This window comes from Rheinheimera hassiensis, from assembly GCF_022436675.1.
Classification (GTDB): Bacteria; Pseudomonadota; Gammaproteobacteria; order Enterobacterales; family Alteromonadaceae; genus Alishewanella; species Alishewanella hassiensis.
The window spans coordinates 393,192-415,896 of the sequence record NZ_JAKUJZ010000006.1; the positions used below are offsets into that span (position 1 = coordinate 393,192).

General features: G+C 48.7%; 20 protein-coding genes. 2 read left to right on the forward strand and 18 right to left on the reverse strand.

What is annotated here, in order from left to right; all coding sequences use genetic code 11:
- Nucleotides 1-5 precede the first annotated feature (5 nt).
- Nucleotides 6-2,225, reverse strand: coding sequence for a two-component system response regulator (locus tag MJX74_RS15285; RefSeq protein WP_240223740.1), 2,220 nt, complete (start codon nucleotides 2,223-2,225; stop codon nucleotides 6-8).
- A 166-nt stretch (nucleotides 2,226-2,391) separates the two neighbouring features.
- On the opposite strand from MJX74_RS15285, the gene MJX74_RS15290 reads away from it, so the two are divergent.
- Nucleotides 2,392-3,279: a TIGR03899 family protein gene (locus MJX74_RS15290; protein WP_240223741.1), complete on the forward strand. Its 888-nt coding sequence runs from the start codon at nucleotides 2,392-2,394 to the stop codon at nucleotides 3,277-3,279.
- Here MJX74_RS15290 and MJX74_RS15295 read toward each other — a convergent pair.
- The 16 genes from MJX74_RS15295 to MJX74_RS15365 all read right to left on the reverse strand — a co-directional run bounded on the left by MJX74_RS15295 (nucleotide 3,250) and on the right by MJX74_RS15365 (nucleotide 17,531).
- Nucleotides 3,250-5,430: a response regulator gene (locus MJX74_RS15295; protein ID WP_240223743.1), complete on the reverse strand. Its 2,181-nt coding sequence runs from the start codon at nucleotides 5,428-5,430 to the stop codon at nucleotides 3,250-3,252. The two genes, MJX74_RS15290 and MJX74_RS15295, sit on opposite strands and share 30 nt — an antisense overlap.
- Before the next feature lie 117 nt (nucleotides 5,431-5,547).
- A complete protein-coding gene (locus MJX74_RS15300) occupies nucleotides 5,548-6,306 on the reverse strand; it encodes a TIGR04219 family outer membrane beta-barrel protein (protein WP_240223745.1) in 759 nt (252 codons plus the stop codon).
- Nucleotides 6,307-6,313: 7 nt separating this feature from the next.
- The gene (locus MJX74_RS15305; RefSeq protein WP_240223747.1) at nucleotides 6,314-7,291 is read right to left on the reverse strand and encodes a DUF2333 family protein; all 978 of its coding nucleotides are present in this window, start codon (nucleotides 7,289-7,291) and stop codon (nucleotides 6,314-6,316) included.
- Between the two features lie 10 nt (nucleotides 7,292-7,301).
- Nucleotides 7,302-7,733, reverse strand: coding sequence for a copper chaperone PCu(A)C (locus tag MJX74_RS15310; RefSeq protein ID WP_240223749.1), 432 nt, complete (start codon nucleotides 7,731-7,733; stop codon nucleotides 7,302-7,304).
- Between the two features lie 80 nt (nucleotides 7,734-7,813).
- Entirely contained in the window at nucleotides 7,814-8,011 is a 198-nt protein-coding gene (locus MJX74_RS15315; protein ID WP_215396592.1) for a PspC domain-containing protein, read from the reverse strand.
- Nucleotides 7,998-8,120 (reverse strand): hypothetical protein, encoded by a 123-nt coding sequence (locus MJX74_RS21795; RefSeq protein WP_259237745.1) that lies wholly within the window; start codon nucleotides 8,118-8,120, stop codon nucleotides 7,998-8,000. The genes MJX74_RS15315 and MJX74_RS21795 overlap by 14 nt, the downstream gene beginning before the upstream one ends.
- Nucleotides 8,121-8,288: 168 nt before the next feature.
- Nucleotides 8,289-8,558, reverse strand: coding sequence for a hypothetical protein (locus MJX74_RS15320; RefSeq protein WP_240223752.1), 270 nt, complete (start codon nucleotides 8,556-8,558; stop codon nucleotides 8,289-8,291).
- 172 nt (nucleotides 8,559-8,730) lie between these two features.
- On the reverse strand, nucleotides 8,731-9,720 hold the full coding sequence (gene dusA, locus MJX74_RS15325; protein ID WP_240223753.1) for a tRNA dihydrouridine(20/20a) synthase DusA: 990 nt from the start codon (nucleotides 9,718-9,720) through the stop codon (nucleotides 8,731-8,733).
- A 3-nt stretch (nucleotides 9,721-9,723) separates the two neighbouring features.
- The gene (gene speD / locus MJX74_RS15330; RefSeq protein WP_215396595.1) at nucleotides 9,724-10,530 is read right to left on the reverse strand and encodes an adenosylmethionine decarboxylase; all 807 of its coding nucleotides are present in this window, start codon (nucleotides 10,528-10,530) and stop codon (nucleotides 9,724-9,726) included.
- A gap of 54 nt (nucleotides 10,531-10,584) precedes the next feature.
- Nucleotides 10,585-11,013 carry an OsmC family protein gene (locus MJX74_RS15335; protein ID WP_068234096.1) on the reverse strand — a complete coding sequence of 143 codons (429 nt, stop codon included), beginning with the start codon at nucleotides 11,011-11,013 and terminating at the stop codon, nucleotides 10,585-10,587.
- An 84-nt stretch (nucleotides 11,014-11,097) separates the two neighbouring features.
- A complete protein-coding gene (locus tag MJX74_RS15340; RefSeq protein WP_240223754.1) occupies nucleotides 11,098-11,445 on the reverse strand; it encodes a DUF3802 family protein in 348 nt (115 codons plus the stop codon).
- 119 nt (nucleotides 11,446-11,564) lie between these two features.
- On the reverse strand, nucleotides 11,565-13,034 hold the full coding sequence (gene astD, locus MJX74_RS15345; protein ID WP_240223755.1) for a succinylglutamate-semialdehyde dehydrogenase: 1,470 nt from the start codon (nucleotides 13,032-13,034) through the stop codon (nucleotides 11,565-11,567).
- A gap of 12 nt (nucleotides 13,035-13,046) precedes the next feature.
- The gene (gene astA, locus MJX74_RS15350) at nucleotides 13,047-14,063 is read right to left on the reverse strand and encodes an arginine N-succinyltransferase (RefSeq protein WP_240223756.1); all 1,017 of its coding nucleotides are present in this window, start codon (nucleotides 14,061-14,063) and stop codon (nucleotides 13,047-13,049) included.
- 118 nt (nucleotides 14,064-14,181) lie between these two features.
- Nucleotides 14,182-15,399 carry an aspartate aminotransferase family protein gene (locus MJX74_RS15355; RefSeq protein ID WP_240223757.1) on the reverse strand — a complete coding sequence of 406 codons (1,218 nt, stop codon included), beginning with the start codon at nucleotides 15,397-15,399 and terminating at the stop codon, nucleotides 14,182-14,184.
- A gap of 334 nt (nucleotides 15,400-15,733) precedes the next feature.
- Nucleotides 15,734-16,903 (reverse strand): HDOD domain-containing protein, encoded by a 1,170-nt coding sequence (locus MJX74_RS15360; RefSeq protein ID WP_240223760.1) that lies wholly within the window; start codon nucleotides 16,901-16,903, stop codon nucleotides 15,734-15,736.
- Nucleotides 16,904-16,940: 37 nt separating this feature from the next.
- Nucleotides 16,941-17,531, reverse strand: a complete 591-nt coding sequence (locus MJX74_RS15365; protein WP_240223762.1) for an anthranilate synthase component II — start codon at nucleotides 17,529-17,531, stop codon at nucleotides 16,941-16,943.
- Nucleotides 17,532-17,793: 262 nt separating this feature from the next.
- On the opposite strand from MJX74_RS15365, the gene MJX74_RS15370 reads away from it, so the two are divergent.
- Nucleotides 17,794-20,580 (forward strand): TonB-dependent receptor, encoded by a 2,787-nt coding sequence (locus MJX74_RS15370; protein WP_240223764.1) that lies wholly within the window; start codon nucleotides 17,794-17,796, stop codon nucleotides 20,578-20,580.
- 258 nt (nucleotides 20,581-20,838) lie between these two features.
- Here the strand turns inward: MJX74_RS15370 and MJX74_RS15375 are convergent, their stop codons facing one another.
- Nucleotides 20,839-22,692: a family 43 glycosylhydrolase gene (locus tag MJX74_RS15375; protein ID WP_240223766.1), complete on the reverse strand. Its 1,854-nt coding sequence runs from the start codon at nucleotides 22,690-22,692 to the stop codon at nucleotides 20,839-20,841.
- Nucleotides 22,693-22,705 lie beyond the last annotated feature (13 nt).

Sequence of the window (22,705 nt, forward strand, 5' to 3'; positions counted from 1 at the left end):
AGTTGTCAGCTCTTTTGCTGTTGCAAAAAAGTCAGTAGCTCTGCTGGCGGCATCGGCCTGGCATACATAAAACCCTGCACTTCATCACAGCCCATGGCAACAATTGCCTGCTCCTGTGCCTCAGTTTCTACGCCTTCAGCAATAGTCGCCAGATTTAGTTTTTTGCCCAGATTAATAATGGTTTCAGCTATGACTTCTCCGGCCGGTTTATCAATATCACGAATAAAAGCACGATCTACTTTTATCCGATCCAGCGGCAGTTGCTGCAGATAATTCAGTGATGAAAAGCCAATACCAAAGTCGTCTATCGCTACCTTGATACCGAAGTTTTTCAGTTTCTGCAGTGCGTCGATCACGATCTTAGGCTCGTCCATTACCACCGACTCAGTAATTTCCAGCTCAAGCAGTTGCGGGTCGATCTGGTGGACACTAACGCAGTCAATAACCGATTGCACAAAACCATGGCTTCTGAACTGTGGCATCGACACATTTACGGCAATACGCAAGTCAGTGTAGCCTTGTTTTTGTAGCTGTTTAATTTGCAGGCACGCCTGCTCCATTACCCAGAAACCTATCTCTACAATTAAGCCGGAATACTCTGCCAGCGGAATAAACACAGCAGGCGAAATAAATTGCCCATTTGGCTGCGGCCAACGTAACAACGCTTCCATACCCACAACCTGTTTTGTGGTTAAAGAAACCTGAGGCTGATACCACAGCTGCAATTTATCGTTGGCAAAATCCTGGCGTAACATACGCAACAGTGCCAGCCGCTCAGCCATTTCATCTTCCATTTCTGCCTGATAATACTGGAAGTTCTGACCGAGGTGTTTTTTGGCTTTATTCAGCGCAATGTATACATGCTTAAGGATCGTCAGCCCCTGTTCGGCAGTATCCGTTAAGTGGCAAAAGCCAAAGGTGGCACTGATTTGCAGTGAATGCTCTGACGCTTTAAACGGCTCGTCAAACACCGCCTGTAAACGCTCAGGTGTCAATTCTGTGTCAGGCCCCACCAGGCCAAACACGTCCGCACCAATGCGGCCTAGCTGGGCATAAAGACCAAATTTTTCAATTAATCTGAATGTCACTGCGATCAGTAACTCATTGCCAACGTCCTGGCCTAAACCATCGTTAACATCAGAAAAGTGGTCGATATCAATTAACACCGCAACATTGTGCTCTGCTTCGTAACGGCGGGTATCTTGCAAAATCTGAATAAACTCATTGCGGTTTGGTGTTTTGGTAAGCGGATCTATATAAGCAGCATGCTTAAGTTGCTGAAATAGAGTAACGTTTTCATAGCCAATAGAAATATTACTTAAAAACACCTCTATCAGTTGGCGATCAAAATTCTCTATCGGCCGGTTAGTTTCAATATATACCGCAGCGCTGTGGATCTCATTGCCCAAATACAACACCGTTTCCCGATCGGTAAAAATGTGTTCATGGGTGCGTAAACAGTTGGTAATTTGCTGCACAATACGTGGGTTGCCCAGCCTGTCAAGCTGACACTTAATGTAGGGAGCATAATTACCGGCCGCGCCTAACACGTATATGGTTTCGCTGGCGCTGCCGTCATCTTCTATCTGGGCACACAGCACCCCTTCAGCATGTAAACCAATTAGTGATGAGATCTGCGTAACAACACCTTCAGAGAACTCATGTAACGAGTGCTGCTCCAGCAGATTTGCCCCGGCATTGATAATTTTTTGCAAACCCAGACGGTTCTGATTAATGGTACGGATCTGCTGATAAGAACGCAGAGAAGAAATAATCGACGTAACCAGTTTGCTGCGGGTCAGTTCTGTTTTGGTTTTATAATCGTTTATATCATATTCTTTTATAACGCTTTCTTCAGGCGCGTAGCCCGGCTGTCCAGTACGCAGCACAATACGAAGCTCATCCATGCCAAGCTCGTCACGGATTTGTTTCACAACCTTAAGACCGGCGTCATCCGACTCCATCACCACATCAAGCAGCACCAGCGCTATATCAGGGTGTCGGGTTAAAAAAGCAATTGCCTCTTTACCAGAGTAAGCATGATGAAATTTCAGTTGCTTACCTAAAACAGTAAGATCACTCAGTGCCAGCTTGGTCACTGTATGGATCTCTTCATCATCATCAACAATCAACAAGTGCCACTCGCCCAGTGTGTGCTCCTGTGCTGGCTCCGGTTCGTCTTCTGCTAAAAACAGAAAATCTTCATCTGTTTCTTTTGACACCATTATTCAGCCTTATTTAATGATTCCGTTTAAATATACATGTTTAATCTGTTAAATAGTAAGGTATAACAGATTTTATTTTACACAAACAACATAGCTTTACTTGCCGCATATTGCAGCAGATGCCAAGATAACCTATGTTTCACTTTCTGTTGTTCAGGCTGTTGTTATGGTTAAAATTAGTGCATTAAACAGCCAGCAACGTTTGCTGCAATTGGCTAAATCTCAGCTGGGCGGCATTAGTAGTGTCAGTCCGGTTGCACAAAACGATCCCGCTGAGCAACAAGGGAACTTTAGCGACAAACATCATCATCTGGCAGCACGCTCTGGTGCGGCCAGTTCAGCTGCGTTAACACTGGCGCAACGTGCCGAACGCAGGTTGCAAATGCAGCGTGAACGGCAGCAATATAATCTTGAAAGCATTATGACCCTTGCTCTGGAGTACTGCACCGATCAGGTTTCAACCCAGGATGTCGACCCAGACTGGTTCCAGCAGTTTTGTGAACTGGTGCTGGAAATCTCGAATAAAAGCATGCAACAGCTATGGGCTAAAATTCTGGCCGGAGAAATTGCCAACCCGGGTAAATTTTCGCTGAAAACCCTGCATACGCTAAAACGCATGAGCTACAAAGAAGCGTTAGCGCTGCAGCAGGCGGTGAACTTAAGCTGCAAAACCCGGCAAGATCCCAGCGCCCGGATCTACTTTGGCTATATTCGCAAACCTTCGCTATGGCGCGTGCTAACAGGCAAAAGCCGCGCGGTACTTAACCTGAATCAATTCGGTTTATCGTACCCGCAAATTCTCAGCCTGATAGACATAGGCCTGTTGCACAGCTCTGAAATTGAAAGCGGCGAATTGCCCGCAGGCCAGATACTTAACTGGCAGTATCAGCAATTACACCTCAACGGCACTATCACCAGTAAAGGTGTAGTGCTGCAATACTATAAATATACCGCCAGCGGTGCAGAACTGCTGCCTTTGCTTAGCAGCCAGCCAAACCAGGCATATATCAGTGCGTTAAAACAGCTACTGGCCGGTATTATCCGTTTTAGCTGACGAGCACCAATGCAATATTTGCTGTAGCTTATTCACTTCCAGCGGTTTAAAAATCACATCATTCATACCCGCGGCTTTAAAGCTGGCAACTTCGTCAGCCAGTGCATGCGCAGTAAATGCCAGTATCGGCGTTAGCTGATACGCCTCCATTTGCCGTAGCTGTTTTGCAACCTCGGTACCATGCATATCCGGTAACTGAATATCTAATAAAATCACATCAAATTGCTGCACGGCGCATAACTGCAACGCTTGTTGTGCACAATTTGCAGTACTAAGTTCCAGTGGTTGCTGTTTAAGCAGCATCTGAATAAATGCCAGGTTAGTCGGATTATCATCAACCACTAAAAGCTTTGGTAGATTAATGGTATCAAGCGCTTGTATCTGTTGTAACTGATCCAGACAAAACGGTTCTGCTGTGATCGCTACACCCAGCGCCTCACGCCACATCTGAATACAGTCTGCACCAGCGTAACATAACACTCTGGTTTTCTGTTTCAGCGCCTGGATAAGCTCAAGCCATGCTGTCAGTTCAGTGGGCTCTGGTAAAAAAATCAACACCGCATCGTAATGATGTTGTTTAGCTTTAAGTTGTAACTCAGACAAATCAGCACATTGGGCCACACTAGTAACCAAACTACCCAGCGCAGCTTTTCGCTCTGCTAATCTTGTGAGCTGTGGATCAAATAACAACACATGTTTGAACCGGTCAACCTGCACCGGCTGACAATCCGCCGATGAGAAACGCACTGATACTGTACTGCCAAGCCCTTCGAGTGATTGCACGTCAATACTCGCATCCAGTTTGGCAGCTATCTGTGTAACAATCTGGCTATCAATATTCTGCCAGTGTGAGCTTTGCTGGCCGGGGTTAACCAGCTGCTGCCTGACAGGAGCCAACAAGCCATCGCCATTACCTGTCACACTGAGCAATAAACTGCCAGCTGAGCCAGTAACACTCAGCTGTATAGTCAGTGTCAGCTCTGTAATCCCCTCAGAGTGGCAGCTTAAGCGTAGCAAAGCTGTCAACAACGTTGTCAGTAAATTCTCAGGTAATGCAACTTGGTACAAAGCATTCGCCGGGGCTTCATTCAGCTGCAGCGCCAGATTCTGCTCTGCCAATATACTGCGATAATGCGGCAATTGCCGGCCGAGGTATTCTGTTAATAGCAGTGGTGTCAGCGGCTCAGGTTCAGTTGCCAGTGTTAACTCTACCAACATCAACTGGCTGTGAAGCGCCCGCTTTAGTTGTATTTGTGGCATTACGGCCGGTTGGTGTACCAATTGTCTAAGCTGCGACAACTGTTGTTGCTGTTGCAGCTGGTTTTGTTCATATAGCCGATGCAGCTGTGCAGATTGTTGTTTCTCGATAGTAAGCGATTGTGTTAATGCTGTTATCTGCTGCTTAAACTGATTTTTCTCAGTGTCATCGCGGGAGCGGTTGTTTAATTGCTGGCCAGCCAGTTCGTTCAGCGCCGTTTTTAACGGTGTCAGCTCTGCTACCAACTCGTCGTCTAACCGGCTATTTAACTGCCCTTGCTTTAACTGACTGAGTTTATGCACCAGCAAGCTGATATCAGTTTGCTGGCGTTGTGACACCCGGCCAATACCACCTAGCACTATTAGTAACGTCGCCCAACCCAACATAGCAACCACCAGCACTGGCACTAACCAAACGCTATAATTCCCCGGTGCTTCAAGTTGCACAACCACATAATAATCGTCATTTCGCCCGGCGATAACTTCTTCATAGCCACTGCTGGCAGCAGACGACGACATAGGTTGTATCGCCATCAATTTGCCAGCTTCATGCAACAATTGAAACTCTTGCTGCATCTGCTCCGGCTGAAACTGTGGTAATAAAGTGGCTTTATCTGTACCACTGATTAACCGGCCGGTGTCGCTGTATACTGCAATAGTACTGACAGGCAAAACACTGGCATAACGTAAATGGTTTAGCTGGGCTTTGAGTAAATCAGGATTTTTGCTGGCTAGCAAAGGCCGGATACTAAATTGCAGGCTTGACGTAAATTGCTGCACCTGTGCGCGCTGCATAATTTTGCTTTCGTAGTGATACCACAACGCCGTAAATAACAGCATCAGGCTAAGTGCAATAAGCCAGGGCAGAGTTAACTGTCTGAAATAATTTGTCAAAACTTAACCTGCCAGAACAATGCGTGAAATAACTATAAAACGATTTGTCAGGCCTCACAAGACAGGCCCGGAAAATGCTGACCAGCTGTTACAGCCAGCCAGCATTTAATACAGTGTTTAAAAATGCAGCTCTATGCCGGCGAATACGCCTTTAAAATCCACATCTGCATGTAAATTGTCAACATCATCCAGCCGCAGGTTCATAGCGCGATATCCTAGTTTAAGGCGCATATTAACGGCCAGATTATCCAATACAGCATAAGCCACGCCAGCCTGAACATCATATATCCGGTTGCCATCCAGCGACACGTAACTGCCCTGAGTAAATACGTCCAGCCCGGTCAGCGGTAAACCGACAATGGCAGAAGCATACAACATCGGAATAAGCTGCGATGCCCGTTGAGACGCTGCCATGCCATCAGTGCTAGTTTCAGCAACTGCAACGGTGCCATTAATGTATTTACCGTTTATGCCTAAATCCAGGCTTACCAGATCATTATCAAGAATTTCGTAGTACAACACATAGTCTGTATTAGTCAGCTCGGTTTGGTTTTGCAACTGGGTGTCGGCAGCGAAGGTAGCACCGGCGAAGGTAAAGTCAGCATCCAGGCTGGTTGAGCCTGAAGACTCTAACTGATTATGCTGCAGCCGGATATTAGGGATAAAAGGCAGCGGATGCTCCAGCGCGACATAATAAGATTTTTGCGTTTTGTCTGAGAAATTAAAACTCTGCAACTGACTACTATTAGCAAAGCCACCATCTGCAGAAGTACGCCAGCCATCTGCACCAACATAAAGCCCAAGCAAGGTATCTGCCTGCGCCGGTCCGATAAGTAAGAAGCCGCTAACAGATAAGATTAATGCGGTTTTTTTCATGCTGTAACTACCCTTGTGATAATAATTCAGAGAGATCAATTAACGCGGCATTCGCGCGGGAGATATAATTTGCCATTACCAGGCTGTGATTTGCCATCAAACCAAAACCACTACCGTTAAGTACCATCGGGCTCCAGATTGGCTGTTGTGTTGCTTCAAGTTCACGGATAATTTGCCGCAAACTGATCATGGCATTTTTACGCTGCAATACGTCACTGAAATCTGTTTCTATTGCTTTTAGAAAATGCAGTAAAGCCCAGGCAGCCCCACGGGCTTCGTAAAATTCATCGTCTATTTTCCACCAGCTGGTTTTGATATTACGATGTGCAGGCGTTTCGGTAGACTGGCGCGCTGACGCATCACCGGCCAGGTCCGTGTTAATACGCTCCTGGCCAACGCTGGCGCTTAAACGTTGTGAGTAGCTTCCAAGCCGTTTCTCTACTGCTTTCACCCAATCGCGTAAATTATCCGCGCGGGCGTAAAACTGGCTATCTGGTTTGGCGGGATCTAACAGCTCAGCACGATACAAATATAGTTGCTCTATTGCCTTGGCATACTCGGCCTCAGCACTGGGGATAGCCCAGCTTCTGTGATCAATATTAAAACGCGGCTGTGCCACTTTAAGAAAAACATTTTCTGTTGACTGTGACTGAGAGCGGCTGAAATCTTTGCGTAAGGCCAACGCAAGATCGCGTGACATTTCCAGCACGCCTAACTCCCATGCCGGCATATTATCCAGCAAGCTAAACGGCGGCATAATATCATTTGCCAGATAACCGCCACTTTTATAAAGCAGGGTTTCACTGACGCGGATCAACGCAGTGGTAGTGCTATAGCCGGTTATAGCGTTATCCCCCAGCTTGCGCTGCTCTTGCTTAATTTCTGCTATAAGCATTGAAGGTTCACGGCTTACCCACCAAGCGGTGCCATACATCAGCACCAGTATTGCAAATACTGCAGCACTGATGACTTTTTTATTAACCATAAAACGGCCCTCAGCGTTTGGGTGTAGCAACTACCGGCACGGTAAACGCCAGTTGCTGACCGTCAGCAAACTCTAACGTCAGCGGTATTTGCTGGCCAATTTCCAGTTTGTCTTTAGGTTCAAACAACATCAAGTGCAAACCGCCCGGCTCAAATGCCACACTGCCATCGGCATCAATATTAATTTCACTGATTTGTTCCATGCGCATCATGCCATCTTTATGAGTATGCTGATGCAATTCAACCCGCGCAAACTGGCTGCTACTGGCAGCAACAAGCGTAGCCATTTCTGAAGAATGATTATGTAATATCAGGTAACCTGCCGTTACCGTGCGCCCCGGCATTGGCTGACGAATTTTGCTATCTTCGACACTGAATACAGGGTCAGCATTAATCGACATAGCGCAGCTTAACATCAGCAAGGCAGCAAAAAACCGTAGCATCTTGTTTCTCCTTTATAGTCACGGCCTTATCTTACACCAGTTTCAACCAGTTAACAGCCCGTAACTTACCTGGTACAGTGTCAACGGTTTGGTAGCACCACCGCAGCCACCAGATAGGCCAATATTGCTGCTACAGGAAACATCACTAATAATATGACAGCCAGCAGGCGGATCAGCCAGCGTGGTTGCTGATAATAACCGGCAAAACCTGCACAAACGCCGGCAATTTTCCGGTAAGCACGGGCACAATACCAACGATCAGTGTCATAAGTTGCCATTTGTCTGTACTCCATCAAGGTGTTTTTTGTTTATCTGACTTAGCTCTGCTAACAGCAATAAAGCCACAAAAATAGCAAAGGCTGTCAGTTCTATTGTTACCCAGCTCATATCAGCGTTCCTTTTCTACAACATGCCGGTTTGCTACAACATGCCTGAAGCTTTTTGCCCCAAACCAAACAGTGGTATCAACCAGTGCCACAGCAGCACAACGGGAATTATGCTTAGCACCGGGCTTAAAAAAAGCAGCAGTAACCAACCGGATGACATCAACATCTCTTACTCTGCCACTACAGCGGCAGTATATACTGCCTGATATGCCAGTAATGCCGTTGCTGCATCTTGCTCAGCGGTTTGCCGGGCCAGCAGCTCTAGCGCAGTTTTATGCAGTGCAATTCTGGCCTGCTGCTGATTATGGCTATGCAGCTCCTGTAATTGCTGCTGGGCAGCGCCACGGATTTGATCTGTCAGATCATCTGCCATCGCATTGTTAGCCAGTAAAGCTCCGGCGAAAGCAGCAGTTAAAGTTAGAGCAGTCAGTGTGTTCATGATCGTTTCCTTGAAAGTGGTTAGTCTGTACTACACAACCGGTATTTCAAGTGCTGTGCCAAGTCGATAAAACAGCATAAACAACTGATATTAATAAATAAAATAATAAAGGCGGGTAACTTTCGTTATACCCGCCTTTTATTGAAACCCAAAAAATGGTGAAATTAACTAATCAGGTGGTTAAATCCGCTACAGGCGCTACTTTTGCCAGTGCCTGCAGCATTAACTCTGGCGTAGCATCAGCAAAATGACCACGCTCGCTTAACAAACGCCGCCATTGTCTGGCACCCGGCATACCTTGAAATAATCCCAGCATATGGCGGGCTATATGCCAAAACCGGGCGCCCTGCAGCATTTGCCGCTCAATATAGGGCAACATATCCAGCACCGCCTGATGCGGGCTACGGCTATAACCGGGTTTGCCATAAATCAGTTCATCAACACTGCTTAGCAACATAGGGTTTGAATACGCCTCACGCCCCACCATCACGCCGTCCAGGTACTGCAACTGTGCTTTGGCTTGCTCAAGTGTTTTAACGCCACCATTGAGGCTGATATTAAGCTGTGGAAACTCACGCTTTAACTGGTAGACCCGCTCGTAATTCAGTGGCGGCACTTCGCGGTTTTCTTTAGGACTTAAGCCTTTGAGCCAGGCTTTACGAGCATGGATAATCAGCTGTTGGCAGCCAGCATCGGCCACTGTCGCGACAAAATCCTGCAAAAACTGATAATCATCAGAGTCGTCAATGCCAATGCGGGTTTTCACCGTCACCGGTATGCTGACGACATCCTGCATCGCTTTCACACAGTCTGCTACCAGCTGTGGTTGTGCCATCAGGCAGGCGCCAAACATACCGTTTTGTACCCGGTCAGACGGGCAGCCAACATTTATATTTACTGCATCATAGCCACGCTGCTCTGCCAGCTTGGCGCAGTGCGCCATATCAGCCGGGTTAGAACCGCCCAGCTGCAGCACCACAGGGTGCTCTTCTTCATTAAACGCTAAATAATCACCACTGCCGTGAATAATAGCGCCGGTGGTGACCATTTCGGTGTACAGCACGGCATGCTGACTCAGCATACGGTGAAAGTAGCGACAATGCTTATCTGTCCAATCCAGCATAGGGGCAATGGAAAACTTGTGATCGATAAGCATGCTCATCAGTTACTTCATATCCGGCAGGTTGCGACCGTAGAAAATTTCACGCATTTCGCGGAATACTTTCTTGCTGATTGTCTTTTGCTCTTCCGGCGTCATTGAATCTTTGCCCATACCAAACAGGTAGTTATTCAAATCAGCTTCTTTTAGCATCATTTTGGTGTGGAACAGATTTTCCTGATACACGTTAACGTCAATCATCTGGAAGGCACGTTTGGTGTCTTCGTCCATAAAGTTCTGAATAGAACTGATAGGGTGATCGATATAATGCTTGGTGCCGCTGATATCGCGGGTAAAACCACGCACACGGTAATCGATGGTAACAATGTCAGATTCAAAACTGTGGATCAGGAAGTTCAGTGCTTTCAGTGGCGATATAATACCGCAGGTAGAAACCTCGATATCGGCACGGAAAGTACAGATGCCATCATGCGGGTGAATTTCGGGGTAGGTATGCACGCAAATATGGCTTTTATCCAGATGTGCCACAACAGCATCAGGCCGCGGCCCCGGGTTCTCTGAGTTGTCAGGATCAACCAGTACCGGCTCTTCACTTACCAGTATGGTAACACTGGCGCCTTGCGGATCGTAATCCTGGCGCGCCACATTCAGAATGTTAGCACCGATAATATCAGTGACTTCAGTCAGAATATCCGTCAACCGATCGGCATTATATTGCTCGTCGATATATTCGATGTATTCCTGCCGGTGTTGCTCAGTTTTGGCATAACAAATGTCATAAAGGCTGAAACTCAGGCTTTTTGTCAGGTTATTAAAACCGTGTAGTTTCAATTTTTCAAAAGGCTTAACCACTTAACATTGTCTCCGCTAAAAAACCGGTTACCGGTTTTGACTAATTTACTGCTGTTATTCTGCTGCTGGCGTGAGCTCAGCAGCTATAACACTGAATGAATGTGTTACGGCTACGCTGCCGGATAACATAATGGATACCGAACAATATTTATCTGCCGATAACTGCACTGCCCGCTCTACCTGCTTTTCACTGAGGTTAACCCCGGTTACGGCAAAATGCAGATGCAATTTGGTAAATACTTTAGGTACGGTGTCGGCGCGCTCGGCACTTAGCTTAACTTCACAATCAAGCACCTGCTGGCGGGATTTCTTTAAAATACTGACAACATCAACAGATGAGCAGGCACCTGCAGCCATCAGCACCATTTCCATCGGACTGGGGGCAGTGCTGTCATCTTTATTGCCATCAAATACCACTGCGTGCCCACTACCAGAGCGGCCAATAAAGGTATTGTTATCGTGCCATTTAACCGTTGCTTCCATCACAAACCCCAGCCAGAAAAAGGAGGCCGACATTCTACGTAAAAGCTGCTCAGGTATCTAGCACATTTGCAGTAAGGTGTGGCGTTAATCCATCAGATCGGCGATGGCAGTATCAAACAGGTTTTTGATTAGCAGAGAGATTTCATTGATAAGTTCAGCCTGCTGAAGGGTGGCTTTTTTATCCAGCACACTGGCAAGCACCTCCTGAAAGTCATACATAATGCCGTCAACTTCACGGATAATCATGCTGCGGTGGTTCATTTCCAGCTCAGTATGCTGGGTGCAAAGCGTAATAATTTGCTCTGCGATAGACTCTTCCAGTAAGGCACCAATAGTTTTATCTGCATCACCCGAGCCGGTTTGCTCAAACAGCGACAAATGCTCTGTCAGAAACTGGATCAAATGCTCGTATCCGGGTTTATCTGTGACCATGGGCTGTTTTACACCTGACTGTTGGCAAGAGATGCATTAAGTATGCGTTATTTAAGCAAATACTGCAGCAGAAAACAAATCGGGGCGTTAGCCCCGATAAGATTTATTTACTACCAGACTTAAAAAGCCAGGCCCGGCGATAATTGCTCTGGCAATACTACCTGCTCCAGCTCCACAGACGCCACCGGATAAGCACAATAATCTGCGGCATAAAACGCACTGGCCCGATGATTACCGCTTGAACCCACACCGCCAAAAGGTGCGGCTGAGCTGGCGCCGGTAATCGGCCGGTTCCAGTTAACAATACCGGCGCGGATTCGGCGGAAAAAATGCTGATATAACTCAGCGCTGTCACTTAACAGCCCGGCAGATAAACCAAACTGGGTGTTGTTGGCCGCATCAATCGCCTGATCAAAATCAGTAAAGCGGAACACCTTCAACAGTGGGCCAAAGTGCTCGTCATCCGGATAATCGGTTATATTGCTGCATTCAACAATGCCCGGGCTCACCAAAGCGGTGTTAACATCAATATGCTGCATTTCAACCAGCACCTTGCCACCCAATTCAACTAATTGCTGCTGCACAGCCAGCATACCTTTAGCTGCGGCAACAGAAATCATTGAGCCCATAAAAGGCTGCTCGGCGGCGTCATATACACCTACCTTGATATTGCGGGTTACCTCAAGCAGGCGCGCCAGAATAGCATCGCCCTGCGCATTAGCAGGTAAAAACAATTTACGGGCGCAGGTACAGCGCTGGCCGGCAGAAATAAAAGCCGACTGAATAATATCGTGCACTGCGGCATCAATATTACTGACATCCTGTACAATCAGCGGGTTATTGCCGCCCATTTCCAGTGCCAGAATTTTATCCGGCCGGCCGGCAAACTGCTGGTGCAGGTAATGGCCGGTGCGGGAACTGCCGGTAAAGAAAATACCATCAATACCATTATGGCCTGCAATCGCCTTACCGGTATCTACTTCGCCTTGCAATAAAGCAATAACGCCAGCAGGCAAACCGGCCTGCTGCCATAGTTTTACCGTTTCTTCTGCCACTTTCGGTGTTAACTCTGAGGGTTTAAATATTACTGCATTCCCTGCCAGCAAGGCCGGTACTATGTGGCCATTGGGTAAGTGGCCAGGGAAATTATAGGGCCCGAATACCGCAACTACGCCATGCGGTTTATGCCGTACAAAAGCCCGGCCCTGTGGCATCGGGTTTTCTTTGGTGCCGGTGCGCTCCTGATAAGCCCGTACAGAGATATCAATTTTGCCAATCATCGCCGCAACTTCAGTACGGGCTTCCCACAGTGCCTTACCGGTTTCGCTGGCAATAGTCAGTGCCATGGCTTCTTTATTGTTGGTAAGTTGCTCAGCAAACTTTTTTACCACAGCAACACGCTCATCAAAGCTTAAACCAGCCCAGTCATATTGGGCTTTACGCGCCACCTGCACGGCCGTGTCTACCTGAGCAGCAGTTGCCGCCTTGCCTTGCCATACCTGCGTGTTTTTCACCGGGTCCAGTGAGGTAAATTCTTTACCTTCACCACCAAGCCACTGATTATTAATAAACTGTTCTGCGTAATTCATATCTCTCCCCTATTAAATTCTTGTAACCCGAACCCAGTCGCCCGCATTTACCCGTAGCGCCGCGGCAACATCAGCCGGTAGGATTACCTCTACGCTGTGTTCGTTTACGTCAAGTGCCAGCCAGGTAGCACGGAAGTCTACAACGCTGGTATTACATATAAGATAAGGCTGGCCGTTACTGACATCGCCCAGCCGTACCTGCAGGCGCTGGCTGTTGCGCACTGAGCGGATGTGTTCCACTCTGGCTTCTACTGTAGGGCCTGCATCAAAAATATCGACATAACCACGATGCGAAAAACCCTCTGACTGCAGCAATGCCAGTGCAGGTTTAGTTTTATCATGCACCCGGCCAATTACTGCCTGCGCCTGTTTGCTGAGCAGGCTGACATAAATCGGATACTTAGGCATCAGTTCTGCGATAAACACCTTCTGGCCTATGCCAGTCAGATAATCTGCAGTGGGGAAATCCAGCGAGAAAAAATGCTCCTGTAGCCACTGCCAGAACGGCGAGCTGCCATCGGTATTGGAAATACCGCGCATTTCGGCGATCACTCTGTCGGAAAAACGCTGCGGGAATTCCGCCATAAACAAAAAGCGCATTTTGGACAGCAAACGGCCATTGTTTTTCTCGCGGCGGCTTTCTCGCAAAAATAATGTGCATAACTCACTAACGCCGGTGTAATCATTACACAGGGTTAATATATCGGCTGTTTTATACACCCCGAGTGAACGTGAGCTATGTACCACCTTGCCCAGGTGGTAATGATAAAACGCATCATCCATCCCCACAGCGGCTTCCAGCGCACTGGTGCCACACACCTCACCGGTGAGCGTATCTTCCAGCACAAACAGATAACCTTCATCCCCCGGCGAACTGACCTGTTTGTTAAATGATTGCTCTGAGCGGCTTATTTTACGCATCAGCAGTTCATCATTTACCGGTAACGAAGTAAAACCGTGCCCCGACTCAACCGCAATGCTATACAGCGCCGGGTAATCATCCGCACGGATTGGGCGAATCACCATCATCGTCGCTACTCCACTTTTACGTTATTGTTTTCGGGGCTCTGGGGCCCCTTAGCTTCATTTTTGCAGTCTTGGTGCTGCTTTATCGTCGTGTCCGGACAGCAGTGTCCGGATAGTCGTGTCAGGCGTTAACTACCTGTTTTACCGCCTGTTCAAAACGCTGCATTCCTGCCGTAATATCTTCTGGTGTAATAACCAGTGATGGCGCAAACCGCACTACATCGGGGCCTGCTACCAGTGCCATTAAACCTTGATCTGCCGCAGCCAGAAAAAACTCGCGCGAACGGCCTTTGTATTTTTCATTTAATACCGCTCCCAGCAACATACCTTTGCCGCGTATTTCGCTGAATACCTGATATTTTTCATTAATGGCAGCAAGTTGTTGGCGGAATAACTGCTCATTGCTTAATACCTGCGCCATCACTTCCGGCTGGTTTACCGTTTCCAGCACCGCCTCAGCTACAGCACAAGCCAGCGGGTTACCGCCATAAGTGCTGCCATGGGTGCCAACTTTCAGGTGCGAGGCGATATCGTCAGTGGTAAGCATAGCGCCGATAGGGAAACCTCCGCCTAAAGATTTTGCCGTGGTAAGAATATCCGGCGTTACGCCATAGTGCATATACGCATACAGCTTACCGGTGCGGCCTACGCCGGTTTGCACTTCGTCCATAATCAACAACGCATTGTGTTGGTTACATAAATCACGTACGCCCTGCAAAAATTCTGCAGTAGCAGGAATAATCCCGCCTTCGCCCTGAATAGGCTCCAGCACTACCGCGCAGGTGTTGTCAGAAATTAACGCTTTAATGCTATCAAGGTTATTAAACTCGCCGTGCATTACTGCACCGGGTTTAGGGCCAAAACCATCAGAATATGCCACCTGACCACCTACTGTTACGGTGAAGAAGGTACGGCCGTGAAAGCTTTTATGAAAAGAAATAATCTGATCTTTATGCGCGCCGAATTTTTCCAATGCATAACGCCGCGCCAGTTTAAAAGCGGCTTCATTGGCCTCAGCACCAGAGTTAGCAAAATAGACTTTGTCCGCAAAAGTGGCGTTAACCAATGCGCTAGCCAAACGCAATGCCGGTTCATTGGTCATCACATTACTTAAATGCCACAGCTTATCAGCCTGTTGCTTTAATGCGTTAACCAGAGCCGGGTGGCAATGCCCCAGGCTGCTTACAGCAATACCACCGGCAAAATCAATGTATTCGCGCCCTTGCTGATCCCATACTCGCGAGCCCTCACCTTTTACCGGAATAATATTGGCAGGAGCGTAGTTAGGCACCATCACTTCATCGAACAGAGCACGGTTTACTTGCGTTTGGCCAGTCATTTTATTTTCCTTTTTATTCTGCTTCGGTTAGCCCGCTACACAGCCAGAACGTAGCTGGCAGTGATATAAGTTTGTCGCATTATTGCAGATTTAACAGCCCTTGTCTTGCTTGCCACCAGCAAGCAAACCCACAAAACACAAGGCCTGCAGATAGATTTGCATAGGATGTGAATAAGTAAGCACTACGGTACTAGCGGCAAAAACAACGCTGATTTTGCCGCCAGACTCTACACCAAGCGCTGCGTTAAGTGCAGGCGGTAAAAATTGCTGCGCTATAACTTTGCATGTTTATGGCTGTATTTTTTATTACAGCTGCGCACTTACACTGCAATACTTACAATTCAATATTTAAACGCTTAAGGTTGGTTTTTGCCAGAATATCTACGCTGTCGCTGCTTAGCTGCACTGCCGCAAACCAATTACTGGTTTCCTGCTCGGATATCTGCTGGCTATTGTGCAGCGTTTGCCACTGCACATAGGTTTGCGCCTGCAATACCAGCCGGGCCAGAGGGCTACAACCGGCAAAACCGGCACCTTCAGCCAGTTGATCCAGCGTTTGACATAGCGGTAATGTACGTAACTGCCAGCGCGAAGTGATGTCTGCACTTAATACCGCAGCGAACTCAGCAAGGCTTTCACACAAAAAGCTGGCATCGGCTTCAAGCTGATCCAGTGTATTGGTCAGCTGCGTATCGCGGTTTTCTCTGGCATGCAACAGTTGCTGCTGGCGCACCTGTAGGTAAGTACGCAGGTAATTGCGGGTAACTACGGCATGGCCGGTGGTATGAAACAAGCCGGCGCAAAACGCATCGTAAGGATGCTCTGCACTGTTTTCTGCTAACGCACGCGCAGCAATGGCAACGGCCAGTGTGTAGTCCCACAACCGGCTTTTTAACGGCGTAAAAGGGTCAGTTGAATGCGGTATCATCCGGCGCATAGCATACACCGGTATGATCAGCTGCAAACTTTCAACGCCTAAAAAACGTAGTGCGGTTTTAATATCCTTGATCATCGCACCCGATGCGGTGCGGTTACGGTACTGCGGCTGATTAACCAGACGTAATAACTCTTCTTTCAACCATGGCACCTTTGATACCAGCGGATCGAGCTTATTAACGGTAACGATTTTTTCACTGAGTACATCCAGCACCGGAAAAAATGCTTCGCCCGGGTCAAACAACGACGCCATCACCTGCTCAATATTATGTAACTTGCGTAGCAGCTCATCGGCCACTTCATCATGCAAATGCGCCTGAGCAAACTCAGTAAACTGCGCTTTAGCCTGCTCGCCGGCCTCGCGTAACTGTTGGGCCTGCGCTTCCACAGCCAGCAAGGTACGCTGCGTATCCACCTGCCCCGCCCGGATTTGGTAGCCAAGACGTTTCTTTTGTGGGTTTACGCCAACTAACTGATCGAAAAAGCGCTGCACCATCACATCTGCAAAAGCCACTAAATACTCCATCTGAATTCGGTGACAGTTGTCATCTGCACTGTCTGCTGCCAATACTGCAACCGGACTCTGGCAGAGTCAAGCCAGCCGTTTAGCCGGGTTGGGCCAAGGTTAAAAAATTATCTAACAGCTGTTTTCCCTGCTGGCTAAGAATAGCCTCAGGATGAAACTGCACACCATGTAATGCCAGCCCGGGGTGCATTAAGCCCATAATGTCTGCTGTTTCCTGGCTGGCATCATCTGTCCAGGCTGTTTGCATCAGTTCGGCGGGCAGGCTGTGTTTGTCGACTACTAAAGAGTGGTAGCGCGTTACATCCAGCGGATTGGCCAGGCCACGAAATACCGACTGATTATTGTGCCGCACCAGCGAATTTTTGCCATGCATAACCTGACGGGCCCGTACCACACGGCCACCAAATACCTGCGCAATAGCCTGATGGCCCAGGCAAACCCCTAACAGAGGAATTTTTCCGGCAAAATGCTCAATGGCAGCCAATGACACCCCGGCATCGTCAGGTGTTTTCGGGCCGGGCGAAATAACAATATGATCCGGCGCTAATTTGGCTATCTGCGCCACCGTAATATCGTCGTTGCGCCGCACCACAACTTGCTGGCCTAATGCAGCAAAATACTGCACCAGGTTGTAAGTAAAAGAGTCGTAATTATCGATCATCAGCAGCATTTGGCCGCCCCTGCTTTGTAAGCCTATAGCGATTAACGAGCTATTTTGCCACAAGCAACTGGTTTTTGCTGCGCTGCTATACAGCAACCGGCGGGATTGGATATTTTTACAGCAGTTCGTTGACAGACTATTAATCATACAATAGGATGATTAATTATTCGTACAATAGCACGAATAATAAAAACACATAAAAAAACGCCTCCATTGTCAGTTTTCTCTGGCCAGGAAGGCAATAACATAAGTGACAAGGGGAGTTATGCTCATGTTTAAACCTTCGGTTTTAAGCAGTGCTGTCGCCATGGCGATAACATTGTCTGCCCATCCGTTATACGCTCAGCAAAGCAGTGACGACACCACAGTAACGCCAGATGAGGTGGAAGTTATTCTGGTAAAAGGTATTCGTGGTAGCCTGGCCCGTTCAGTTGATCTGAAACGGGAAAACATGCAAATCGTCGATTCAATTATCTCGGAAGATATCGGCAAATTTCCAGACAATAACGTGGTGGAAGCCCTGCAACGTTTGTCCGGCGTACAGGTAACTGACCGCGGTGCCGGTGAAGTTAGTACCGTATCTATCCGCGGCTTAAATGACGTGACCACCACCGTAAACGGCCGCAATATTTTTACTGCTTCAGGCCGCTCAGTGGCGCTGGCAGATATTCCCGCCAGCTTGCTAAACCGGGTAGATGTGTATAAAACCCGTTCAGCCAGCCTGATAGAAACCGGTATCGCCGGCCAGATTGATATCCATACCCAGCGCCCGTTCGATTTCGACACCAGCAAGCTGGTGGTAGCCGGGCGTGGCATTCATTCGGAACAGGCCGATAAAACTGACCCGAATATCAGCGCCTTATTCAGCAACAACTGGGATATTGGCGATAGCCGCTTTGGCGCGCTGATTAACCTGTCTTATGCTGAAACGCATTATCGCGACCAAAGCGTCACTGCGGGCGCTATGATGCCGTTTGCCACCAATAACCCACCGGCAGGCTTTGCACCTTACGAAATTATCCGCAGCACCGATGGCCGTGCCTCAGAGAACCCAATTTGGCAACCGGGCTTAGAAGCCGGTTTACCCTTTGCTCCAGGCTCTACCTTTGATGTGAATGGCGTACCTACCGAATATTTACTCTCGCGCGATGCCGTGTTTGCCAGCGATCTGACCGGTAAACGCGAACGCCCGGCAGTAAATGTGGCTTTTCAGTTTGCGCCAAACGACACCTCTGAATACATCTTTGAAGCATTCTACAATGGCTTTCGCAACGAATCTTATAACTCGTTGTTGTTTTCCTTTGTCGATTGGTGGGGCAACTTAGGCGACAACCCGGACATCAATCTGTTCGAAGGCACTAATATTATTAAATCCCGCACTATTGGCGCACCTTACATGTTTACCAGCGGCGATTTAAGCACCGGTAAAACAGACAGCTATGTGTATGCACTGGGCGGAAAATGGCTGATTGGTGAAAACCTGCAATTGCGCTCTGAAGTGGTGTATCAGGACACCCAGTACGACGAAAGCTTTTTTGCTATGCGTACTGAGCGGGTAGCAGACAGCATCAGTGTTGATTTTAACAGTGGCAACGGTATTCCATCATTTAGTTTTGGCCCGGCGACAGATTTAACCGCCCCGGACCAGTGGGCCATGGCCCAGCTTTATGATCAGGCCTATAGCCGTGGTGGTGATGCTCTAACCTTTACCTTAGATGCCGACTACATGCTGAATAAGAGTATTATTACCAATATCAGCTTTGGTGGCCGTTATGACAAACGCAAAGCCTCCGAAGCTCAGCTGCTGCAGGATACCGGCTTGTGTAACTCAGGCACTGCCGCCTGTCAGCTGGCCAGCTATGAAGGATTGCTTAACGTAAATAATGGCTTCTTTGATGGCGAATCGGATGTGCCCACCTCGTGGTTATCTGCCAATGGTTATTACATTCGCGACAATGCCGATATGTTCCGCACTATCTACAACACTGAAACCGGATCGAGCCTGGCTGTGGGTGATCAGCGCATATTAGCGCAAACTTTCGAAGTTACCGAAACGACCACCGCACTGTATGCTCAGGCAGATTTTGAAACTGAACTGGGCGGGCGTTTGCTCGATGGCCAGTTTGGCTTGCGCTATGTAGATGTTGACACCGACATGGCGTTTGCTGGCAATGCAGCGTCAACCGGCGCCAGCAAGGTGCTGCCAAGCCTGATGCTGCGCTATAACCTGACCGACGATTTACTGGCGCGTTTCAGCTATGGCGAAACGCTGCGTCGTCCGGCTTTTGCCCAGCTAAACCCTACCATCAACTATGTACGCGATGTCACCAATATTGGTTATGGCACGGCAACCGGCGGCAACCCTGAGCTTGAGCCAACTGAATCGAAAAACTTCGATTTATCGCTGGAATGGTATTTTGCCGAAGGCAGCACCCTGTATGCCACAGCCTTTAAGCGCGAGATTGAAGGCTTTGTGGTCGATTTTCGCCGCCGGGTAATCCACGATGATGGCGAGGGCGAATATCCTTACATCCTGAACCAGCCGGATAATGCTTCAAACGGTAAACTGGATGGCTATGAATTAGGCGTGGTGTACTTCCCGAAAGGCTTACCGGATTTACTGGACGGTATTGGCGTGCAGGCCAGTTACACCATACTGGATTCGTCGCAGGATATTCCGATCACCAACAGCGAAGGTACGGTAGTGGGCACCGATACCACACCATTATTCGGCGTATCGGATTCATCTTACAGCGTGGTGCTGGCTTATGAGAAAGAACGCTTCGATATGCGGTTATCGTATGTATGGCGCGAAGACTTCCTGAATAACTATGAAGCAGCGCAGTTTGCCAACCCGCTGGGTATATACCGTAACCCGGAAAAAAGCCTCGATTTTCAGTTAAGTTACAACGTTACCGACAACCTGATGGTAACGTTTGATGCGACCAACCTGACTAACGAAATTTTCCAAAGTTACTATGAGTATCCGTCAACGCATAACTTTGGTTCTTCACTGTTTAGCAGAACCTTTGCGCTGGGGTTCCGTTACAGCCTTTAACAGTACAAAGCGATAACGCAAAAGCCCCTGACTTCAGGGGCTTTTTAATTTCTGCAGAGTAACTTCCGGGTATTATTCAGTTATAACCCAGCTCAGCCTGCTGCTCCAGTTCAGCGTCTGGCTCTGCTGGTGGGCACTGTGCCTCAGATGCGGCCACTGCCGAGGCGTCAGATATAGGTAAAACTGTCATGTCTATCACCTGTAATCGTTTATACAGTAGCAGCAGAAACAACGCAGGCTCTGCTGCCGGGCTAATCGTCAGTCAATGGCACGGATATGAAAACGCTGGCAGAAACTGTCTGCGGCCAGCGGTGCTTGTTTCAGTTCGCTATCATCGGCCAGCGCACAAGCCGGTACTTCCAACACCGCTTTGCTATGCGCCGACACTAACCGCATGCTGCCGTACGCATTGGGTTGCAATAACCAGTGGCTGGCTTTGACACCACAGGCGGCCATCACCACCGGCGCACCAGCCGCCAGAGATTCAGCCTGTACCGCCAGGCATAGATTATTGCCACTGCCATTTCGCAACTGCAAAGTACCCTGCTCGGTCTGGCTAAACTGCCAGTGCTGATCGGGCCGGTTTTGCCAGCCTGTCTGGCTGACTTTTGCCGCGCCAGCAGGTTGCCCGGCAGCAACTGATAACACCTTACCACTTTGGCTACTGCTGATGGCCACCTTGCCGGCCGGCAGTAACTGCCAGTCGCTGCACCCTTGCTCGGCGTTACAACCTGGGATTTGCAACGCCGTATCACCGGCTTTATTGATTAATTGCCAGGCAGCTGAATCCGTTGCCGCAAAACGCCACTGCTGGCGTACTTTATTGCGCCATGGCCCGGCTTCAGCCGCACCATCAAGCCCAAGGCCGATATACCGGCCCTGCCGGGTCACTAAACGGTAATATTCGCCCGTGGTCGGGTCTACTTTTAACGCTGTATTTGCAGAGCAATTAACAGCCGCCGGTGCATCATCAACCACGCCCAGACATTGGCCCTGACCGTTGCGTAACAGCCAGTCAGCCCCTTGCGGCACTGCCGTTATCGGGCCGTTTTCACCGGACGGGGCGGCCATTACCTGTCCTTCCGGTACCGGCTGGCCAAAATTTGGCGTACCGTCATCATGCCAGCTAAAAGGCTGGGCGCGTAACGAGCGGGTAGCACTGCAGCCATCGGTTTCTTTGTTGTTACCGTGGTAAACCAGCCAGTCTTCTTTATTATCCGGCGATTTAAAAAAACCGTTATGGCCAGGGCCGTAAACGCCATTTGCCCGTTCAAATACTGGTTTATCGTATTTCTTCCAGTCTGCCGGGTTAAGCGGGTCGTCGCCGGTTAGCTCAAGCAAGCCCAGTTTGTAATCCGGCGTATCGCAAAAGCTGGCTGAATACACCACAAAGGTGCGGCCGTTACGTTTTAACACTTCGGCGCCTTCATTCACTTTACGGCCGGAAATTTCCCACGGCAGCTTTGGCCTGGACAATACTACTCTGGGCCCGGTAATGGTCCAGGGGTTAACCATTTCGGCAATCCAGTTTAGTTGCTCATCACCCTGCCATTCTGACCACAGCAGATATAATTTTCCGTTGTGCTGCAGATAATTACCGTCAATATTCCAGCTATCCGGCATCGGAGAGCCTTTAAACTGATAAGGCCCCATAGGATCATCGCCAGCGCTTTCCAGTACCGACAAATGCTGGCCATCGAGGTTTTCCTGCTTGCCGGAGGTAAACATCATATACCAGCGATAACCATCCGGGCCTTTGAGGCGGTGAAACTCATAAGCCCAGAAATTACAGCAACGGGCCGGATCAGTTTCTGACCACAAATAAACCGGCGTTGCCTCGGCCAGCCCGGCCAGCGTGGGGGCTTTGCGCATCACTAACTGCGAGGTCCAGGTGGTGGTGGTCAGGTAATAATTGCCGTCATAATATTCCAGCCAGGGATCGGCGCCATTGTTATACAGCGGGTTGGTAAAGCTCTGGCCTTCATAGGCATCACTGACCGCGGTCTTATTGTCATCAGTTGCCTGATTCAGCGACTGCTGGCAGCCACTTAGTGACAGCACTATGGCGCTGGCCAGCAATGCCGGTTTAAGTATTGGTTTAATGTTATGCATCTTCTATCCCCGT